At 39.2% G+C, this 18,294-nt stretch carries 16 protein-coding genes; 2 read left to right on the top strand and 14 right to left on the bottom strand.

Annotated features, from left to right (window positions below; genetic code table 11):
- Positions 1 to 91 precede the first annotated feature (91 nt).
- Positions 92 to 1,249 carry a cystathionine gamma-synthase gene (gene metB / locus DBO93_RS01505; RefSeq protein ID WP_108454753.1) on the bottom strand — a complete coding sequence of 386 codons (1,158 nt, stop codon included), beginning with the start codon at positions 1,247 to 1,249 and terminating at the stop codon, positions 92 to 94.
- Positions 1,250 to 1,479: 230 nt separating this feature from the next.
- Here metB and metJ point away from each other — a divergent pair, with 230 nt between their 5' ends.
- The gene (gene metJ / locus DBO93_RS01500; RefSeq protein WP_108454752.1) at positions 1,480 to 1,824 is read left to right on the top strand and encodes a met regulon transcriptional regulator MetJ; all 345 of its coding nucleotides are present in this window, start codon (positions 1,480 to 1,482) and stop codon (positions 1,822 to 1,824) included.
- A gap of 95 nt (positions 1,825 to 1,919) precedes the next feature.
- Here metJ and DBO93_RS01495 read toward each other — a convergent pair whose 3' ends face one another.
- From DBO93_RS01495 to tsaE, 12 genes are all read right to left on the bottom strand, one after another.
- Positions 1,920 to 2,333 (bottom strand): VOC family protein, encoded by a 414-nt coding sequence (locus DBO93_RS01495; RefSeq protein WP_108454751.1) that lies wholly within the window; start codon positions 2,331 to 2,333, stop codon positions 1,920 to 1,922.
- A gap of 212 nt (positions 2,334 to 2,545) precedes the next feature.
- Complete coding sequence (locus DBO93_RS01490) at positions 2,546 to 3,787, bottom strand: malic enzyme-like NAD(P)-binding protein (protein ID WP_108454750.1); 1,242 nt, start codon at positions 3,785 to 3,787, stop codon at positions 2,546 to 2,548.
- A 989-nt stretch (positions 3,788 to 4,776) separates the two neighbouring features.
- Entirely contained in the window at positions 4,777 to 6,075 is a 1,299-nt protein-coding gene (locus tag DBO93_RS01485) for an adenylosuccinate synthase (RefSeq protein ID WP_108454749.1), read from the bottom strand.
- Between the two features lie 126 nt (positions 6,076 to 6,201).
- Positions 6,202 to 6,387, bottom strand: a complete 186-nt coding sequence (locus DBO93_RS01480) for a DUF2065 domain-containing protein (protein ID WP_108454748.1) — start codon at positions 6,385 to 6,387, stop codon at positions 6,202 to 6,204.
- 81 nt (positions 6,388 to 6,468) lie between these two features.
- Positions 6,469 to 7,353, bottom strand: a complete 885-nt coding sequence (hflC, locus tag DBO93_RS01475; RefSeq protein WP_108454747.1) for a protease modulator HflC — start codon at positions 7,351 to 7,353, stop codon at positions 6,469 to 6,471.
- Between the two features lie 3 nt (positions 7,354 to 7,356).
- Entirely contained in the window at positions 7,357 to 8,508 is a 1,152-nt protein-coding gene (gene hflK / locus DBO93_RS01470; protein ID WP_108454746.1) for an FtsH protease activity modulator HflK, read from the bottom strand.
- A gap of 81 nt (positions 8,509 to 8,589) precedes the next feature.
- Positions 8,590 to 9,876 carry a ribosome rescue GTPase HflX gene (gene hflX, locus DBO93_RS01465; protein WP_108454745.1) on the bottom strand — a complete coding sequence of 429 codons (1,287 nt, stop codon included), beginning with the start codon at positions 9,874 to 9,876 and terminating at the stop codon, positions 8,590 to 8,592.
- A gap of 33 nt (positions 9,877 to 9,909) precedes the next feature.
- Positions 9,910 to 10,158, bottom strand: coding sequence for an RNA chaperone Hfq (hfq, locus tag DBO93_RS01460; RefSeq protein ID WP_108454744.1), 249 nt, complete (start codon positions 10,156 to 10,158; stop codon positions 9,910 to 9,912).
- 118 nt (positions 10,159 to 10,276) lie between these two features.
- Positions 10,277 to 11,233, bottom strand: a complete 957-nt coding sequence (gene miaA, locus DBO93_RS01455) for a tRNA (adenosine(37)-N6)-dimethylallyltransferase MiaA (protein WP_108454743.1) — start codon at positions 11,231 to 11,233, stop codon at positions 10,277 to 10,279.
- A gap of 12 nt (positions 11,234 to 11,245) precedes the next feature.
- Positions 11,246 to 13,204: a DNA mismatch repair endonuclease MutL gene (gene mutL / locus DBO93_RS01450; RefSeq protein WP_108454742.1), complete on the bottom strand. Its 1,959-nt coding sequence runs from the start codon at positions 13,202 to 13,204 to the stop codon at positions 11,246 to 11,248.
- Positions 13,205 to 13,211: 7 nt separating this feature from the next.
- Positions 13,212 to 14,531 carry an N-acetylmuramoyl-L-alanine amidase gene (locus tag DBO93_RS01445; RefSeq protein ID WP_108454741.1) on the bottom strand — a complete coding sequence of 440 codons (1,320 nt, stop codon included), beginning with the start codon at positions 14,529 to 14,531 and terminating at the stop codon, positions 13,212 to 13,214.
- A 66-nt stretch (positions 14,532 to 14,597) separates the two neighbouring features.
- A complete protein-coding gene (tsaE, locus tag DBO93_RS01440) occupies positions 14,598 to 15,083 on the bottom strand; it encodes a tRNA (adenosine(37)-N6)-threonylcarbamoyltransferase complex ATPase subunit type 1 TsaE (RefSeq protein WP_108454740.1) in 486 nt (161 codons plus the stop codon).
- Between the two features lie 364 nt (positions 15,084 to 15,447).
- Between tsaE and queG the strand changes: the two genes are divergently transcribed.
- Positions 15,448 to 16,593 carry a tRNA epoxyqueuosine(34) reductase QueG gene (gene queG / locus DBO93_RS01435; protein WP_108454739.1) on the top strand — a complete coding sequence of 382 codons (1,146 nt, stop codon included), beginning with the start codon at positions 15,448 to 15,450 and terminating at the stop codon, positions 16,591 to 16,593.
- A 41-nt stretch (positions 16,594 to 16,634) separates the two neighbouring features.
- Here the strand turns inward: queG and DBO93_RS01430 are convergent, their stop codons facing one another.
- Positions 16,635 to 18,284 carry a response regulator gene (locus DBO93_RS01430; protein WP_108454738.1) on the bottom strand — a complete coding sequence of 550 codons (1,650 nt, stop codon included), beginning with the start codon at positions 18,282 to 18,284 and terminating at the stop codon, positions 16,635 to 16,637.
- Between the last annotated feature and the right edge of the window lie 10 nt (positions 18,285 to 18,294).

Raw genomic sequence — 18,294 nt, 5'->3', positions numbered from 1 at the left:
TGATATTGTCACACCACTTTTAAATTATTTTTAATACGCTTATATCAAGGTCGACCAAATACACGGATTGGCCAACTTTTGAATAACGAATTTAGGCTTGGCTTGCATCAAGTGCTTGCGAAAGGTCATCGATCATATCTTCGATATCTTCAATACCCACAGAAAGTCGTATTAATGACTGAGTTATACCAGCAGCCAATTGTGCTTCAATCTCCATACCCGCGTGAGTCATAGTGGATGGATGACTGATCAAGCTTTCAACACCACCTAATGATTGAGCAAGGGTGAAAAACTTTAATTTATCGAACAATACTTTCACCGCTTCAACGCCCCCTTTAATCTCAAAGCTCATCATGGCGCCAAAATCATATTGCTGCTTTTTAGCTAATTCATGTTGTGGGTGATCGCTCAAGCCTGGAAAATATACTTGTTCTACCGCTGAATGCTGTTGCAAAAACGCTGCGACAGCATTAGCGTTAATTTGATGTTGTTTCATCCGAATAGGTAAGGTCTTTAAGCCACGTAAAGCTAAGTAACTGTCGAATGCTGAGCCTGTTATGCCGATACAGTTTGCCCACCAAGCAAGCTCTTCACCTAATGCTTGTTCTTTGGCAACTAAAACGCCGCCAACGACATCACTATGACCATTGATATATTTAGTTGTTGAGTGAAAAACAATATCAGCACCTAACAATAGTGGTTGCTGTAACGCCGGTGATAAAAAGGTGTTATCAACAGCGACTAAAGCGCCTACGTTATGGGCTTGTATGGTTATCGCGGCAATGTCGACCAAACGTAAAAGCGGATTACTAGGAGACTCAAGTAAGACTAACTTAGGTTTTTTGGCAAGCGCTTCGCTTAATGCTGTTTGATCGTTTTGATCAACAACCACTAAGTTAAATTGCCCACGTTTGGCCAGGTGCGTAAATAATCGAAAACTGCCCCCGTAACAATCATGAGGGATCACTACTGTGTCTTCGGTATTAAGCAACTGGCAAATTAGATGAACGGCCGACATACCTGTACTTGTGACAATACCAACCGCACCTTGTTCTAATTCAGCAATAGCACGGGCAAATGTTGCGCGCGTTGGATTACCCGTACGTGAATAGTCAAACTGACGCTTTTCATTGAAACCTTTCAATGCATAGGTACTTGAAAGATGAAGAGCTGGAATAACAGCGCCATGGTGTTGGTCACTGTTTATACCGGCTCGAACAGCGGTAGTGGCTATTTTTTTCTCGCTCATGTGAACTCCAGATTGGATATTTTCTATATAGATGTTTGGACGTCTATCAATCTAAACGCTTTAAAGTGTGCGGTCAAGAACTTTAGACATCTAAACTTCTACACATTCGTTATTGACTCACGCCCCACAACCAGTAAAATCAGCTAGTAAGATAAAACTTATCGCAAACTGGTACACCAGAACAGCAATTTCTAAGTTTATCGCAATTAATTAAGCATAGAGGAATATTCATGGCAGAGTGGAATGGCGAGTATATTAACCCTTACGCCGAACACGGCAAAAAAAGTGAGCAAGTAAAAAAAATAACCGTGTCTATCCCTTTACGTGTGTTAAAAGTACTAACTGATGAACGTACACGCCGACAAGTAAATAACTTGCGCCATGCAACCAACAGTGAACTATTATGTGAAGCGTTTTTACACGCATTCACTGGCCAACCGTTACCTGACGATAGTGATTTGGCTAAAGACAACACACAAAAATTACCAGCAAGTGTTCGCAGAGCGTTAGAAGCACAAGGTGTAACTGACTTTAGTGAATACGAAACTGACATGGAAGAAGAAACAGAAGATTAATGGGATATAAACTATTAGGTTTATAAATGACAAAAGGCGCTTAAAGCGCCTTTTTTATTATCTGAAGTATTTACTGGTGAAATTCATTTTTAAATCTACCAAGTTGCATCATTTAATTGTAGTAAATCCCACTTCGTTCCATATAAGTCCTTAAACACGACTACTGTGCCATATTCTTCAACCCGAGGCTGTTCTGTAAACTCAACACCTTGGCTTTTCATGTGTTCATAGTCTCGCCAAAAGTCATTGGTTTGTAGAAATAAAAAAACTCGTCCGCCGGCTTGGTTACCAATTGATTGTTGCTGCTGATCATTACTCGCTTTCGCCAATAATATATTAGTCCCTTCAGCGTTCGGAGGTGAAATTTGTACCCAGCGTTTTCCGCCGCCCAAATCGGTATTTTCAACGAGTTCGAAGTTCAATTTTTGGGTATAAAATTTAATTGCATCATCGTAATCTTCAACCACTAAGGCAATGTTAGATATGCGTTGTTTAATTGCTTTTGTCATATACTCTGCTCTACTGCCTTGCTTGTAAATTTACTCTGGAGTTTTTTTCAGCATACATATCATTCTAAAGTTGTTGATAAATAGTTTTCAAAAACCGAAGAAATCCATTGTCTGTATTTAATAAGCTTTTAAAATCAAAAAAGACGTCAATGTGACGCCTAATTTGTAGTGCCAATACCGACACCCTATCTTGCTTTTAGCTACCTCAATAACTAACCGTTATAGTTTTCAGGCATCTCTAGTGCTGCAACACCTGAATCAACGGCGGCTTGCGCAACTGCAATAGCTACAGCTGAACGTAAGCGCGAGTCCATTGGCTTAGGAATAATATAATCTTTACCGAAGCTTAAGCTTTCAGTACCACTAGCGGCAAGCACTTCAGCCGGCACGACTTCTTTCGCCAAGGTACGAATAGCATGCACAGCGGCTATTTTCATTTCGTCATTAATAGTACGTGCGCGTACATCTAAAGCGCCACGGAAAATAAATGGAAAACAAAGTACGTTGTTTACTTGGTTAGGGTAGTCTGAACGACCTGTAGCGATAATTAAATCATCACGCGTAGCCAAAGCAAGTTCTGGCTTAATTTCAGGATCTGGGTTTGAACAAGCAAATATCACGGGCTTAGCAGCCATCAGCTTGACATGTTCCGCCGATAATACATTAGGGCCAGATACGCCAACGAATACGTCTGCACCATCAATAGCTTCTACTAAAGTGCGTTTATCGGTATTATTAGCAAATAATTTTTTATATTCATTTAAATCGTCACGACGGGTATGAATAACGCCTTTCGTGTCGAGCATATAAATTTTTTCACGTTGTGCGCCACATTTAATCAACAGCTCCATACAAGCAATTGCTGCCGCACCTGCGCCCATACAAACAATGTTAGCGTGTCGCAGTTCTTTACCTTGAATTTCTAACGCGTTGATCATACCTGCTGCGGTGACAATAGCAGTACCATGTTGGTCATCGTGAAACACGGGTACTTTACAACGTTCAATTAACGCTTTTTCAATGACAAAACATTCAGGTGCTTTAATGTCTTCTAAGTTAATACCACCAAAGCTGTCAGCGATATTTGCTACTGTGCTAATAAAGTCTTCAACCGTTTTGTGTTTTACTTCAATATCAAAAGAATTAATACCGGCAAAACGTTTAAATAATAATGCTTTACCTTCCATCACCGGTTTAGCGGCCATTGGACCTAAGTTACCTAGACCTAAAATTGCTGTACCGTTAGTAATAACAGCAACCGTATTACCTTTACCGGTATATTTATAGACATCGTCAGGGTTCTCAGCAATAGCACGAACAGGTTCAGCAACACCAGGACTATAAGCGAGTGATAGATCTTGGCTGGTCTCAGCCGGGGTAGTTAATTCAACACTAATTTTACCTGGAGTTGGGTATTGGTGATAATCCAGTGCTTGTTGTCTAAGATCTGTCATGTTAATTCCTAATGTATGCGTCTGATGCGAGAGTCTATGGTTGTTTTTTTTTAGTAATGTCACTTAATATACTATTGCAATGCGTTGGCTAATTTCAAGCTATTTTGTATATATTAATTAGCTACAAGCTATAATTAATATAGCTTTAAATAATTTATTTTTCATATAACTAAGTTGAATATTCAACATATATAGTTAACTATTCATAGAAAAATAGCACTTAGAGCGTCTTATCAAATGATATCTCCCTTAAAAGGCAGCTATGAGTGCAAGTTAACTGTTTTATATGTAAATCTATATGTTTTTGTATTATTTCAGGTTCAATACCAGAATTTAGCCTAAGTTAACTTCTGAATAGCTGATTATGTTAACTCGCGCTGATTTTAGCACACATCACCACTGGTTAACCTGATGAAATATTTTTTATTTTGAAGCTAGAATACTTGAGGTAGGGATATTATTTTGCAAAGTTATATTTTAGTTAGCTCAATGTGTTTGTAGCTATATTTCTTAGAAATATACTACTTAAACTTTATATTTACGTGGTGTGTATCTCATTAAATGAATGCACATTCAGTTTAAGGCTTGGGTAGCCATAAATAACTTTGAGGCTGGTATGACTGGTTACGCCTGTATAGTGTCGTTCTTGTCTATCTATGTATTAACTATATAGGTATACCCTTTACATCACCTTTCTTGTACATCCATGCACCCTCGACATACGTGCGTCCTGCACATCGTCGTTCCTGTGCTTCCTTGCACCCACGACATACGTGCGTCCTGCACATCGTCGTTCCTGTACTTCCTTGCACCCACGACATACGTGCGTCCTGCACATCGCCGTTCCTGTGCTTCCTGCACCCACGACATACGTGCGTCCTGCACATCGTCGTTCCTGTGCTTCCTTGCACCCACGACATACGTGCGTCCTGCACATAAAAAAACCACCTAGAAGGTGGTTTTTTATGGATTAAAACGTTGAGATTAAGTTATTCGTCAAACGGGTTCACTAAAATCATCGTTTCAACTCGGTCTGGACCAGTTGAAATAATATCAACAGGTACACCGGTAATTTCTTCAATGCGCTTAATGTAAGCTATTGCATTAGCAGGCAATGCATCAACAGATGTTGCGCCTACTGTTGTTTCGCTCCAACCTGGCATTTCTTCATACACTGGGGTAATTTTCTCATAACCTTCAGCTGCTGTAGGTGGCACAGTAATAATATCGCCTTCAGCTGTTTTGTAGCCTGTACATATTTTTAATGTTTTAAGGCCATCTAAAACGTCTAGCTTAGTTAAACAAAAACCACTAATGCTGTTTACTTGAACGGCACGGTGCATTGCAACGGCATCAAACCAACCACAACGACGTTCACGGCCAGTTGTAGCACCAAATTCATGGCCTACAGTACCTAAGTGATTTCCCACTTCGTCGTCTAACTCAGTTGGGAATGGACCCGAACCAACACGTGTAGTGTATGCTTTAGTAATACCAAGTACGTAATCTAAGTAAAGTGGACCAAAACCGCTACCAGTAGCAACGCCACCAACAGTTGTATTAGACGATGTTACGTATGGGTAAGTACCGTGGTCAATATCAAGCAATGTACCTTGCGCACCTTCAAACATGATAGATTCGCCCGCTTTACGCGCTTGATCTAGCATTTCAGAGATATCAGCAACCATGCCTTTAATGACTTCAGCAACGGCCATAGCATCGCTAAGCACTTCTTCGTAGCTTACAGGGTCAGCTTTATAATAATTAGTTAATACGAAGTTATGGTATTCCATAATTTCTTTTAATTTTACAGCAAATGACTCTGCGCAAAATAAATCACCAACACGTAAACCGCGACGAGCAGCTTTATCTTCATAAGCTGGACCGATACCACGACCTGTAGTGCCGATAGCTTTGCTACCACGAGCTTTTTCACGCGCTGCATCTAATGCATTGTGGTAAGGAAGAATTAACGGACATGCATCACTAATTAAAAGACGATCACGTACAGGTACGCCACGTTCTTCTAACATTGCCATTTCTGTCATAAGTGCTTTTGGACAAAGAACTACACCGTTGCCAATTAAGCATTTTACGTTATCACGTAACACGCCAGATGGAATAAGGTGTAAAACGGTTTTTTCACCGTTAATGACTAGTGTATGACCCGCATTGTGGCCACCTTGATAGCGCACTACGTATTTTGCTTTATCAGTAAGTAAGTCGACGACTTTACCTTTACCTTCGTCACCCCATTGGGTGCCTAGAACTACGACGTTTTTACCCATGTTCACATATTGGTAAGAAAATTAGGCGGGGATTCTATCAAATATCAATATTGAGTCCAAGCAAAAGTTGGTGATTTTTAGCGCGATATAAAAAAAGCGAGTGGTAGTGCACAGTTAGCAAGATAATTAATTTGCCGCCCAAAAAATTAAAAGCCCAATTATCACCAAAAAAATACCAACCTGACGAATAGCGCCAATAGGTTCATTGGCTAATTTTAAAACATAAGCGCGCCATTTATTCGGAAAAAGCGCAGGGATCAAGCCCTCAATAATGAACGCAATCGCGATAGCCATTAATAATGTAGTTAGCATTTTTCGCCCTGTTATTTTATTTTAATTACAAAAAAGCCATGACACTGTCATGGCTTTTCAATACTCGATTAAACGCTAAGCTTACTTCGCTTTTTTACTATCTTTTAGATAATTAAAGAAGTTGCTATCAGGTTTAACGACTAAGATATCACTCTTATCACTGAAACTTTTCTCGTAAGCTTCTAAGCTACGGAAAAAGCCATAGAACTCAGCATCTTGACTGTAAGAGTCAGCATAAACTTTCGCTGCTAAGGCATCGCCTTCACCACGAATTTCTTGTGCTTCTTTTTGTGCTGTCGCTAACATTACAGTAACTTTAGCATCAATTGTTGCACGAATGATTTCAGCTTGCTCTTGACCTTGTGAGCGATGTTCTTTCGCCACAGCGGTACGTTCAGCACGCATACGCTCGTATATCGACGTACTAACTTCAGTAGGTAAGTTAATCGCCTTGATACGCACATCAATGACTTCAATACCTAAATCTTCACGGCTACTTGCAGCACTTTCAAGTGCTTTCGCCATAATGTCATCACGTTCACCAGAGACTATATCTTTAATAGTACGCGTACCAATTTCGGTACGTAGACCATTGTTTACTTTCTGTTTAAGTAATGCACGTGCATTCTCAATTGAACCTGAGGTACGTAAATAGTAAGTAGAAAAGTCAACGATGCGCCATTTTACAAATGAATCGACCATTAAATCTTTCTTTTCAGATGTAACGAATCTATCCGGTGCATCATCTAACGTTTGAATACGTGCATCAAGTTTACGTACTTGGTTAATAAACGGAAATTTAAAGTGTAAACCAGGCTCATAAACTTTCATGTCGCCGGTATCACCATCACGTTTAATTTTTGAGAATTGGAAAACAATGCCACGTTGACCTTCAATTACCACAAAAACAGACGAAACCGTTAGCACAAGTATTAAGGCAATAATTGCCAATAGAAAATTCTTCATGGCTTAGTCTCTCCCATTATTGAAACGGTCATTACGACCGGATAATGTTGGTGCAGTATTATTGCTATTTGACGATTGATTTATCGTCGTCGGTGATGATGATTGTTGAATAGTACGTTGACCACCAGATTGCTGTTGCATTATTTTATCTAATGGTAAGTAAATCATGTTATTACCACCTTCAACATCAACCATAACTTTACTGGTGTTACTGTATACTTTTTCCATCGATGTAATGTACATACGCTGACGAGTTACTTCAGGCGCTGCTTTATATTCAGGTAATAGCTTGTTAAAACGAGCCACGTCACCTTCAGCATCGAGAAGTATTTGCGATTTATAAGCTAAAGCTTCTTGCTCTAAACGCTTAACACGACCACGGGCACGAGGTTCAATACCACGAGCATAAGCTTCAGCTTCTCGTAAAAAGCGAACTTCATCTTCTTGTGCAGAAATAGCATCATCAAATGCATCTTTAACTTCGTTTGGTGGACGAGCATCCTTGAAGTTAACATCAACAATGATCAAACCTAAATTATAAGGCTCGATAATTTTTTCTAGTTCTTTCCAAACAGCTTGACGAACAGCCTCACGACCACTCGTTAAAATGTCGTCCATGTTTGCGTGACCAACAACATAACGCAAAGCACTATCAAGCGATTCACTTAAACTTTCATCAGCATTAGTAACACTGAAAATATAGTTACGTGAGTCAACAACACGGTATTGAATTTCCATTTCAACACGCACAACATTCTCATCTTTCGTCAGCATAAACCCTGAAGAAGGAAGGTTACGTGTTGTTTGCATATCAACTGGAATAATACGTTCAGCGAACGTCCACTTCCAACGCAAACCTGGTTCTACCGTACCTGCGTATTGACCAAAGCGTAAAACAATACCTTTTTCAGCTTCTTTAATCGTAAAGAAACCTGCAAATACATAAACCAATATTGATATGATGAGTACAACCATGATGCCAATACTGGAGAAACTTTTTCCAGAACCGCCTCCTGATTTGCCACCACCGAATATACCGCCAAATTTATTGCCGATATCTTTTAATAAATCATCTAGGTCAGGTGGACCTTGGTTTTTGCCACCTTTATTTTTCCAGGGGTCTTTCTCATTATTCCCCGGTTCATTCCAAGCCATGCTATTCTCCGCTATAAAAATTAATGCGCTAACTGCTACACTAACGATAAAACACTGCGTTTCACGTAATATATCAGTCTGTTAAGTTTGAATAAAGTGCTCTATTTCAGCTTCATCTTGTTTTAGTAACTGATTCCACTCTCTGATAGGTAATTTTATGTTGATTAAACAATTACCTTCTTCATCATAATGTTCATTAGTAATACAATTTAACTCGTAAAGTTGACCACGAATTTTACCTGCAGATGGCGGTAAACACAGTAAATGTTGGATAATTTCTTTTCCTAATCGCTCTGAAAGCGCTTGGAATAATAATTCAATACCAACACCTTGTTGCGCTGAAAGCCACACACGAATAGGTAATCCTTGATCGTCACGGTCAATTCGCGGCTCTACATCATCTAACTGGTCTATTTTATTACAAATTAATAGTTGTGGGACTTCGTCCGCTTCTATCTCTTTTAAAACTTCTTCTACTTGTTCAATATTTTCACTGCGTCGCTCATCTGCGATATCAATGACGTGGAGTAATAACTCCGCTTCGCGTGTTTCGGTTAACGTGGCTTTAAATGCAGCAACTAAATCATGAGGCAAATGACGAATAAAGCCTACCGTATCGGCAAGAATAACACGACCAACATCTTCAACTTCAATTTTACGTAAAGTTGGATCTAAAGTGGCAAATAATTGATCCGCGGCATAAACACCCGCTTGGGTAATTTTATTAAATAGGGTCGATTTACCGGCGTTGGTATAACCGACTAAAGAAATTGTTGGGATCTCAGCTCGAGTTCTTGCTCGACGACCTTGCTGCCTTTGCTTTTCAACTTTACCTAAACGTTTACGAATATTTACCATACGTTCGTGAAGTAAACGACGGTCAGTTTCAAGTTGTGTTTCACCAGGTCCGCGTAAGCCAATACCGCCTTTTTGTCGCTCTAAGTGAGTCCACCCACGAATTAGGCGGGTACTCATATGACGTAATTGCGCTAACTCTACTTGCAATTTACCTTCATGAGTTCGAGCTCGCTGAGCAAAAATATCTAAAATCAATGTAGTGCGATCAACCACACGACATTCGCACAAAGCTTCAATATTTTTTTCCTGAGAAGGCGATAAACTATGGTTAAATAAAACAATATTCGCATCGAACATACGTACAGCATCAGCAACTTCTTGTACTTTACCTGTGCCAACAAAGTATTTTGGGTGCGGAGTATTGCGTTTACCCGTAACGGTATTTAACGCAGTAATACCAGCAGAATCAACAAGCATTTCGAACTCTTGTATATCTTCGCGGGTGTTATCATCTGGAAAATCTAAATGAACAAGTATCGCCTGCTCACCTGCTTGATACCTATCAAACAAATGAGCGACTCCATACAATACTAGCTTTTTGCATTAATCTTCTAATTCCTGATTCGATTGTGGGGCTGGCATAGTAGTTACTGCTCGCGCTGGCACTACCGTTGAAATGGCGTGCTTATATACCATTTGGCTAACGGTATTTTTAAGTAAAATTACAAATTGATCAAATGACTCTACTTGCCCTTGTAGTTTAATGCCATTAACTAAATATATTGCTACCGGAATACGATCACGACGTAACGCATTCAAAAACGGGTCTTGTAAAGATTGCCCCTTTGCCATTATTTGGCCCCTTTTGTTATTTTTAGTAAAAAATTAAATATTCAGTTCAAATATTTTATTAGAATAATTCAATAAACTAGCTGGTTACTGCGCAACTAATTTAATTATACATTAATGTCTACAGTTTGCTTACTGCCGATAAAATAAGTTTTAAATTATTTTCGTCTTCCATATGCAACCAATGTAGGTTTTGCCAACTTCTTAACCAAGTCAGCTGTCTTTTTGCTAATTGACGCGTTGCACAAATACCTTTAAAAACCATATCTTCATGAGTAAAGTCACCTGCCAAGTGTTGCCACATTTGCCGATAACCAACACAACGAATTGCAGGTAAATCAAGGTGTAAGTCGCCTCTTTCTTTCAAAGCGATAACTTCTTGTTCAAAGTTTTGCGCTATCATTTGCTTAAAACGAAGTTCAATGCGTGCATGCAAATCACTACGCTCTTTTGGTGCTATAGCAAACTGTAAAACATTTCCACTGACTATATCACCTTTTATTGCAGTTAATTGTGTCAAAGTATTACCAGACTTTCGATATACTTCGATCGCACGCGCAAGTCTTTGCGGATCGTTAGGGTGAATTCGCTCTGCAGAAACAGGATCAAAGCTTTTTAATTCTTCATGCATCGCCAGCCAGCCTTTATCTGCAGCTTCTAACGCTATGGTATTTCGAATATCTTGATCCGCTTCAGGAAGTGGCGAAATCCCTTCAATTAAACTTTTAAAGTACATCATAGTACCGCCGACCAATAACGGTATACGACCATTGGCTCGACTTTTTGCTATTGCCTTAAGTGCGTCATGACAAAAGTCAGCCGCACTATAGCTTTCGCTTGGATCCCTAATGTCGACCAATTGATGTGGATATGCTGCAAGTTCTTCTGCAGTCGGTTTCGCGGTGCCAATATCCATACCTTTAAAAACTAACGCTGAATCAACACTAATAATGTCACAAGGCAGCGCATCACATAATGCCATCGCCAATGCGGTTTTACCCGAAGCTGTAGGCCCCATTAAACAAATAACGGGAGGCTGCTGCTGGTTAATGTTTTGTTGGTTTAACACCTTGGTCATTATGGTATAAATTTACGCTAGCTGATTTATGTAAGATGTGAGGTCTATAGGGACAGAATTCAAGCGTAGTTGCTGCTCAAATTGACAATTAAAGTGACTTTCGCCATTTCGCCAGACTTGTAATGCATGGGCTTGTGTTAATTCGTCACTTACCATAAGTGCAGCCAATGCCATTTGCCAGCTAATTTCTGCATGCACTTCGTCACAGTGCTCAACATCTAACTGTTTAATTAACTTATTAAAACTATTGGCAATATCTTGATTTCTCAGTAAAGCAGGGAACTGTCGAATTTGAATTGTACTAGCGTTAATCTGGCGAATGTCCATACCAATATGTTGAAATTGATTTTCATTCATTTGTACGAATTGGGCGACTTTTTCACTAACCGATATTTTTATAGGAAGTAATAATGGCTGACTCACTAATTTTTCATGCCAGCGTTGCTTAATAGCCTGTAACTTAATTTGTAAATCAAGCTTATTTACCGACAACAAACGTAATGATTCACGCTGTTGAAAAACTAAATAATGTGGTGCCTGCCAAAACAATATTTTTGTATCGTTAGTTATTTCATTTTCCGCTGTAGTTAGATTACTCTCAGGTATTGGCATTGCTGAACTGGCTGACGCTGAGGAAGCCGTTTCTTGTATAATTGCCGGCTCTCCTACCTGTGAGTCTAACGCTATGGGTGTCATTAAATCACTGTAAGCCTTACTGGCTTGAGGGTTAACCCTATTAGTGTAATGCTGTCCTCTACTGCGCTGGTCTTGATGCTCATGATGATATTGAGGCGTTTGACTTGCCGGTTTATTACGGTCTGAAGTAGCGATGTCTTGACGTGAATCAGGTGAATCAGAGCGTGCCTTTAAAGGCGTAATAAAGCTCGAGGGTTGAGTGTCAACCTGCTGATGCACTTGTTCATTACTTGAAACAGGAAGTATTTCACCCGTAGAATTATCTACATTAAGCTCGAGCTCACTATGTAAAGCTCGGTTACAAACAGAATAAATAAAATCATGCACATAGCGCCCTTGATGAAAGCGCACTTCATGCTTTGCTGGATGCACATTCACATCTACTTCACTGAAATCGAGCTGTAAAAATAAAACAAATGCAGGGAAACTATCGCTGGGCAATAAGTCAGCATATGCTTGACGAATAGCATGATTAATAAGTTTGTCACGCATCATGCGTTCATTTACATAACTGTAACTTAGGTCATTTTGGTTACGAAAATAACTTGGCTGAGCAATCCAACCATGTAAATGTAAGCCTTCATGCTCACAGTTTATTTCAATAGCGTTATCAATAAATTTTTGCCCACACACTTGCGCTACACGTTTACTGCGCTGAGTATCTGTATTGGCACTACGAAATTGTTTAATAATTTTATGGTTATGTGACAAAACAAAGGTAATATCAAAATTTGCAAGTGCGATACGCTTGATAACTTCTTCAATATGAGCATATTCTGTTTTTTCAGTGCGCATAAATTTTCGTCTAGCAGGCGTATTGAAAAATAAATCGCTGACATCTATAGTTGTGCCGTTCGGGTGAGCAGCAGGCTTAACCGATACGGCCATATCGCGCCCTTCTGCATTCGCTTGCCATGCGGATTCTTGATTCTCAGGTTTCGACGTTAATGTTAAACGCGATACAGAACTTATACTGGCTAGTGCCTCACCACGAAATCCTAAGCTACTTATAGCCTCCAGATCATCAAGATCTTTAATTTTGCTGGTAGCATGTCGACTCAACGCTAAGGCTAACTCGGCTTTGGCAATGCCTTTGCCGTTATCAATAATACGAATACGCTTGGCGCCGCCTTTCTCGATTTCAATTTTAATACTGGTTGCGCCAGCATCAATACTATTTTCGACAAGTTCTTTAACAACAGAGGCTGGGCGTTCAACCACTTCGCCTGCGGCAATTTGGTTAGCGAGGCGAGCGGGTAATATTGCGATGGTCATACGAGCGTTAGTCTGCCTGTGGTATTTTGAGTGTTTGGCCAATTCTAACGACATTTGATTTGAGGTTATTGGCAGATTTTAATTGTCTGATAGAAACTTTGTAGCGTTGTGCAACAACAGAAAGCGATTCACCACGACTCACTTTGTGTTCACGAACACGTGTTGCCGCCATTAATGTGCCGTCAGGAGGGTTGCGAGAAAAATAATCATCAACAGCAATATATATCGCATTAGCTAGCTTTTGCTGATGACTACTGTTATTCAACCGTCTTTCTTCTTGATGATTAGAAATAAAGCCAGTTTCGATGAGTACAGACGGAATATCAGAAGACTTTAACACCGCTAAACTTAAGCGTTCAGGCTTATGCTTGTGTAATTTGGTTACTTTTTTTAACTGTTTAACCACATGCTCAGCAAAATCATAGCTACTGGCCATAGTGTATTCTTTTTTCATATCGCCAAGGGCAATGGCTAAGTTATTATCTTTGGTACTTCTAATGGTTTCTCCTGCACCGCCGAGTAACTCTGAATTTTTTTCTCTGTTTTGAATCCAACGAGCAAATTCAGAATCAGCACGACGCGTTGCTTGAACTAACACTGAAGCGCCGTTAGGTTTTGATGAGGTAAATGCATCAGCATGAATGGAGATAAGTAAATCCGCTTTTGACTTTCTCGCGAGTTCAGTTTTACGGTTATGATCAACATAATAATCGCCGCTGCGGATCATCACCGCTTTTAGCCCTTGCTTTTTATTGATCAAATGAGCAAGTTTTTGCGCTATTTTTAGGGTGACATGCTTCTCATAAGTACCTGAAGCGCCTATTGAACCGGGGTCTTCACCGCCATGACCAGCAACAATAGCAATAACAATATCGCGTTTACCTTTGCTGTTATCGTATGTAGCAATCGGTTGGCTATTCTTGTCATAAAGATCAATAACTAAGCGGTCACTGTACTGCCCTGCTGGCGCTAATGGAAATACCGACACTCTGTAGTCTTCAGCTAATTCCAATACTAATCGGGTAGTGCCTTTTTCTTTTGAACGACTGGTGCGAATTTTCTGGACTCGGCGATCCGCTTTAATGGCTGACATTAATTCAGCATTATTTGTACTATTTTTAAAGTCGATAACTAAGCGTTGTGGGGATTTTAATGAAAAATATTTAAAGTCAGGTTTATTGCTCAGATCAAAAACAATACGAGTATTTTCTGGCGCAGGCCATATTCGTACACTTTCAATACTGTTGTTTGCGTTAACCGTCGTTGCATAAACAAGCCAAAGCATGAATACAGCGGTTAATTTTTTTACAATACTGCTTAAGTGCATCGAATCTATTCCTTCGTGTATCTGCTTAAATTCTAATGCTGTTGAAACCAATGCATTAAAAGTGTTTTATTTTACCAAAAATGATAACAGTAATTCACCTAATGGCGTATTGGCTTGTAGTGACACTTGACGTTGCTCATCAAGATAAGCTAAATCAATAGTCATGTCAGCTTTTGGCAGCATACCTTGACCTTTTTCAGGCCACTCAATAAAACTACAACAATGGCTACTAAAGTAATCTCGAATACCCATGTACTCTAACTCTTCAGCGTCAGCTAAACGGTATAAATCAAAGTGGTAAACTTGCCAATCTTGCAAATCATAAGGTTCAACTAAGGTGTATGTTGGGCTTTTAACATTACCAACATGTCCCATTCCTTGCACAAAGCCACGCGTTAATGTGGTTTTTCCTGCGCCAAGATCACCATTTAAAAAAACAATAATACCTTGTTTAAGCTCTATTTTTACAATATCAGCGAGTTGTTTACCTAAAGCAATTGTCGCCAATTCATCGGCTAATATAAACGTTTGTTTTGTCACTATATTATTCATCATTTTGTTATGAGATATAAAGTATCTTATCTACTGCACAATTACCATTAATTAGCAGGTCAATTTAGGCACTATAACTCACGTTTTTGTCAGCATGTAGCCATCAGTGTTGGTAATAATATCAGCTGTATCGCTGTGAATACAGTCACACCTTTGTGACCTTGGAGAAAATATGGATTGATTTAATGCTTACACACTCAATTCTAAAAGCCCTGATCGCGAAATCATTAACTTTATATGATTTGTTTGCTATTTTATCTTCATATTTTTAGCACTAAAGCTCACTTAAATTAATCTTATAAGCGCGATGTGTTAATCTGTCACACTTTCAATATCACCTAAATTTTTTTAATATTCTGCAGCCATGACAACATCTGTTATTAATTATCAAACATTAACCGAAAAAATTAAACTTTGGGGCGAAGCGCTCGGCTTTTCACAGGTGGGCATTAGCGATGTTGACTTGTCTGAGCATGAAGCTGCTTTAACGCAGTGGTTAGAAAATAATTATCATGGCAACATGGATTATATGGCGCGTCATGGTTTAATGCGCGCTAGGGCAAAAGAGTTGGTAGAAGGTACACTTAATGTTATCAGCGTACGTATGGATTACTTACCTACTGATGCTAAGTTTGCTCGTATTTTAAAGAGTAAAGAGCACGCTTATATTAGTCGTTATGCCCTAGGTCGAGATTACCATAAATTAATGCGTAAACGCCTTAAGCAATTAGGCGAAAAAATTGAAGCTCATTGTGAAAACTTTAATTATCGTCCTTTTGTTGATTCCGCCCCAATATTAGAAAGACCTTTAGCTGAAAAAGCGGGCTTAGGCTGGGTTGGTAAACACTCGTTGCTGATCAACAAACAAGCAGGTTCGTGGTTTTTTCTCGGCGAGCTTTTGGTTGATATACCCTTAATTACCGATACTAAAGCAGAGAATAACTGTGGAACCTGTGTAGCATGTATTAAAATTTGCCCTACTCAAGCGATAGTTGAGCCTTACGTTGTTGATGCTAGGCGTTGCATATCTTATCTTACTATAGAGCTACGAGAAGCTATTCCTGAAGAGTTTCGACCATTAATTGGTAATAGAATTTATGGCTGTGATGATTGCCAATTAATTTGCCCATGGAACAAATTTGCCAAACTGGGTAGTGAAGACGATTTTAAGCCTCGACAAAATTTAGACAATATCGACTTATTAACTTTATTTGCTTGGAACGAGGCGACCTTTCTAAGTAAAACAGAGGGCTCACCTATACGACGTATTGGTTTTCAATCCTGGCAACGTAATATAGCCGTTGCACTTGGTAACGCTGACTTTTCTCAGAACAATGTAAATGCCTTAACCGCTGCACTGGCAAATGCTGAGGCTATGGTTGCAGAACACATTGAATGGGCATTAGCACAACAAGCATTAAAGCAAAAAGCGCTAGTTCAAGATAAAAACTTACGTCTAACGGCACGGTTGATTCGCTCGGTTGAAAAAGGCATGCCACGCGACGCTTAGTGATATTAATATTATGTAAAGTTTGGTTAAGTAAGAAGTCATTAATCTTTGCTGGTTACTTTTTGCCATTTCAACATTAAATCTTCAAACGTAACCAGGCTTTTCCCTTCAAGTTTATGGTGTTGCAGCTCAGCAATAATCTTTTCTGCTCCTTCCCGGAGTTCCTCTGTATCTTGGTCTTCTTGGGTAATTTTGATCATTATTTTTAACTGACTAAATAATAGTTTTATATTCTTTGGACTAAGCTTCAATGCTTGTTTTATTGCCTCAAGTGCTGGTAATAATCGATTTTTCTGAAAGTGCTCTACGGCCATGCTATTTAGTTCTTTAGCCGTAAAGTGTATTTCTTCACGTTGTTCGCTTTCTTGCGCAATATAACGTCGAACAACTTGGCTGTTTAACGAGTCTCCGGCAATTTGATTATTTATAGCAGCAAGCAAATCAATAGCATCTTCACGCATACCGAGTTCATGTAAAACTTTCACGCGATCTAAGTTATCTTCTACTATGCTAGTTGGCATAAGTGACATATGGTTATCAACCAACTTAGTCGCTTTTTCTCGTTCATTTCGAACATTGTGCAATCTGGCTTTTACTACAATGAGTTGTTGTTTAAAGTGGTTGGCATCGTGAAGATCATGTTCAAATTGCCTAATATAACGCTCGGTTTGCTGCAGTAACTCATTAGTGCTTTCATCAGGGGTTGCACACGCCAGGTCAATGCTTGCTCTAATAACATTAAGTAGTAGCTCAGGTGAGTCATGAATAGAGTTTTTCGCTTGTTGTGCAATGTTTTTAGTAGCGACATACTGGCCTTTATGATCATGCGTTAAGCGTGCTAAATCCCATGATTTTTTATTACGTTCTATATTTCGAGGAGCCAGCGCCATGGCTTTTTTAATTTCTTCATACGCTTGCTCGTAGTCTTCTTGTTCTATGAAGTACTGTGCCATCATATCGTGGGCACCAAAGCGTGTGTCAGGTTTATCAATTAAGGTTTTTAACATATCGCTAATTTCTTCTAAGCGCCCTTGCTTTAATAAAGCTTTGGCGTAACCCAAATAGACCCAAGAGTATTTATATTGTTTAAAGAGTTGAAAATAAAATTTCTCTGCTTCTTCAAATTCACGCAAAGCTAGGTATGACTCGCCTTTAATGCGGTTAATATTAGGATGGTAAAATGCGAGCTTTTCATTTTGTAGGTGGCGATCGGCAAAATAGAGTGCTTTGGAATAAGACTTTTTATCTATAGCATTGTTAATATTGAACAACACTTGCTTCACCTTTAATAGGGCAATAAAACGGCTGCGTACTTTTTTTATAGCCAGTGGCTTCGTCCAGAAGTCATCTGGTTGCAATTCAATAATAGAGTTAACTAATGACTCATTCGTTTCCGTACTAAGAAAGATTAAAACCGTAGTTTTAGTAACATGGCCTTTAAACTTTAATTCTTCTAATAAATGAAATCCGTCTTTGTCACTTTTAACATTAAAGGCGCAAATTACAATATGAAAAAACATTTCATCGCACAACCTAAGTCCGTAGTAGGCATTTTGTGCGCAACGCACTTCTTTAATACCTAAAGCGAATAAGCTCTCTTTCAAAATGCTATGAACAAGTAAATTGTCGTCTATAATCAAAACATTGAGTTGATCAAGTTGCGCTAATGTATTTTTATCGACTTCTTCCATTTTATACCTA

This window comes from Colwellia sp. Arc7-D, assembly GCF_003061515.1.
In the GTDB taxonomy this organism is placed as follows: domain Bacteria; phylum Pseudomonadota; class Gammaproteobacteria; order Enterobacterales; family Alteromonadaceae; genus Cognaticolwellia.
Note: the sequence above shows the minus strand (reverse complement) of the source record. Positions and strands in the feature narration are given on the sequence as shown.

Excerpts from the sequence above, each read along its gene's own strand:
- metB (WP_108454753.1), bottom strand. The coding sequence starts at position 1,249 with ATGAGCGAGAAAAAAATAGCCACTACCGCTGTTCGAGCCGGTATAAAC.
- metJ (WP_108454752.1), top strand. The coding sequence starts at position 1,480 with ATGGCAGAGTGGAATGGCGAGTATATTAACCCTTACGCCGAACACGGC.
- DBO93_RS01495 (WP_108454751.1), bottom strand. The coding sequence starts at position 2,333 with ATGACAAAAGCAATTAAACAACGCATATCTAACATTGCCTTAGTGGTT.
- DBO93_RS01490 (WP_108454750.1), bottom strand. The coding sequence starts at position 3,787 with ATGACAGATCTTAGACAACAAGCACTGGATTATCACCAATACCCAACT.
- DBO93_RS01485 (WP_108454749.1), bottom strand. The coding sequence starts at position 6,075 with ATGGGTAAAAACGTCGTAGTTCTAGGCACCCAATGGGGTGACGAAGGT.
- DBO93_RS01480 (WP_108454748.1), bottom strand. The coding sequence starts at position 6,387 with ATGCTAACTACATTATTAATGGCTATCGCGATTGCGTTCATTATTGAG.
- hflC (WP_108454747.1), bottom strand. The coding sequence starts at position 7,353 with ATGAAGAATTTTCTATTGGCAATTATTGCCTTAATACTTGTGCTAACG.
- hflK (WP_108454746.1), bottom strand. The coding sequence starts at position 8,508 with ATGGCTTGGAATGAACCGGGGAATAATGAGAAAGACCCCTGGAAAAAT.
- hfq (WP_108454744.1), bottom strand. The coding sequence starts at position 10,158 with ATGGCAAAGGGGCAATCTTTACAAGACCCGTTTTTGAATGCGTTACGT.
- miaA (WP_108454743.1), bottom strand. The coding sequence starts at position 11,233 with ATGACCAAGGTGTTAAACCAACAAAACATTAACCAGCAGCAGCCTCCC.
- mutL (WP_108454742.1), bottom strand. The coding sequence starts at position 13,204 with ATGACCATCGCAATATTACCCGCTCGCCTCGCTAACCAAATTGCCGCA.
- DBO93_RS01445 (WP_108454741.1), bottom strand. The coding sequence starts at position 14,531 with ATGCACTTAAGCAGTATTGTAAAAAAATTAACCGCTGTATTCATGCTT.
- tsaE (WP_108454740.1), bottom strand. The coding sequence starts at position 15,083 with ATGAATAATATAGTGACAAAACAAACGTTTATATTAGCCGATGAATTG.
- queG (WP_108454739.1), top strand. The coding sequence starts at position 15,448 with ATGACAACATCTGTTATTAATTATCAAACATTAACCGAAAAAATTAAA.
- DBO93_RS01430 (WP_108454738.1), bottom strand. The coding sequence starts at position 18,284 with ATGGAAGAAGTCGATAAAAATACATTAGCGCAACTTGATCAACTCAAT.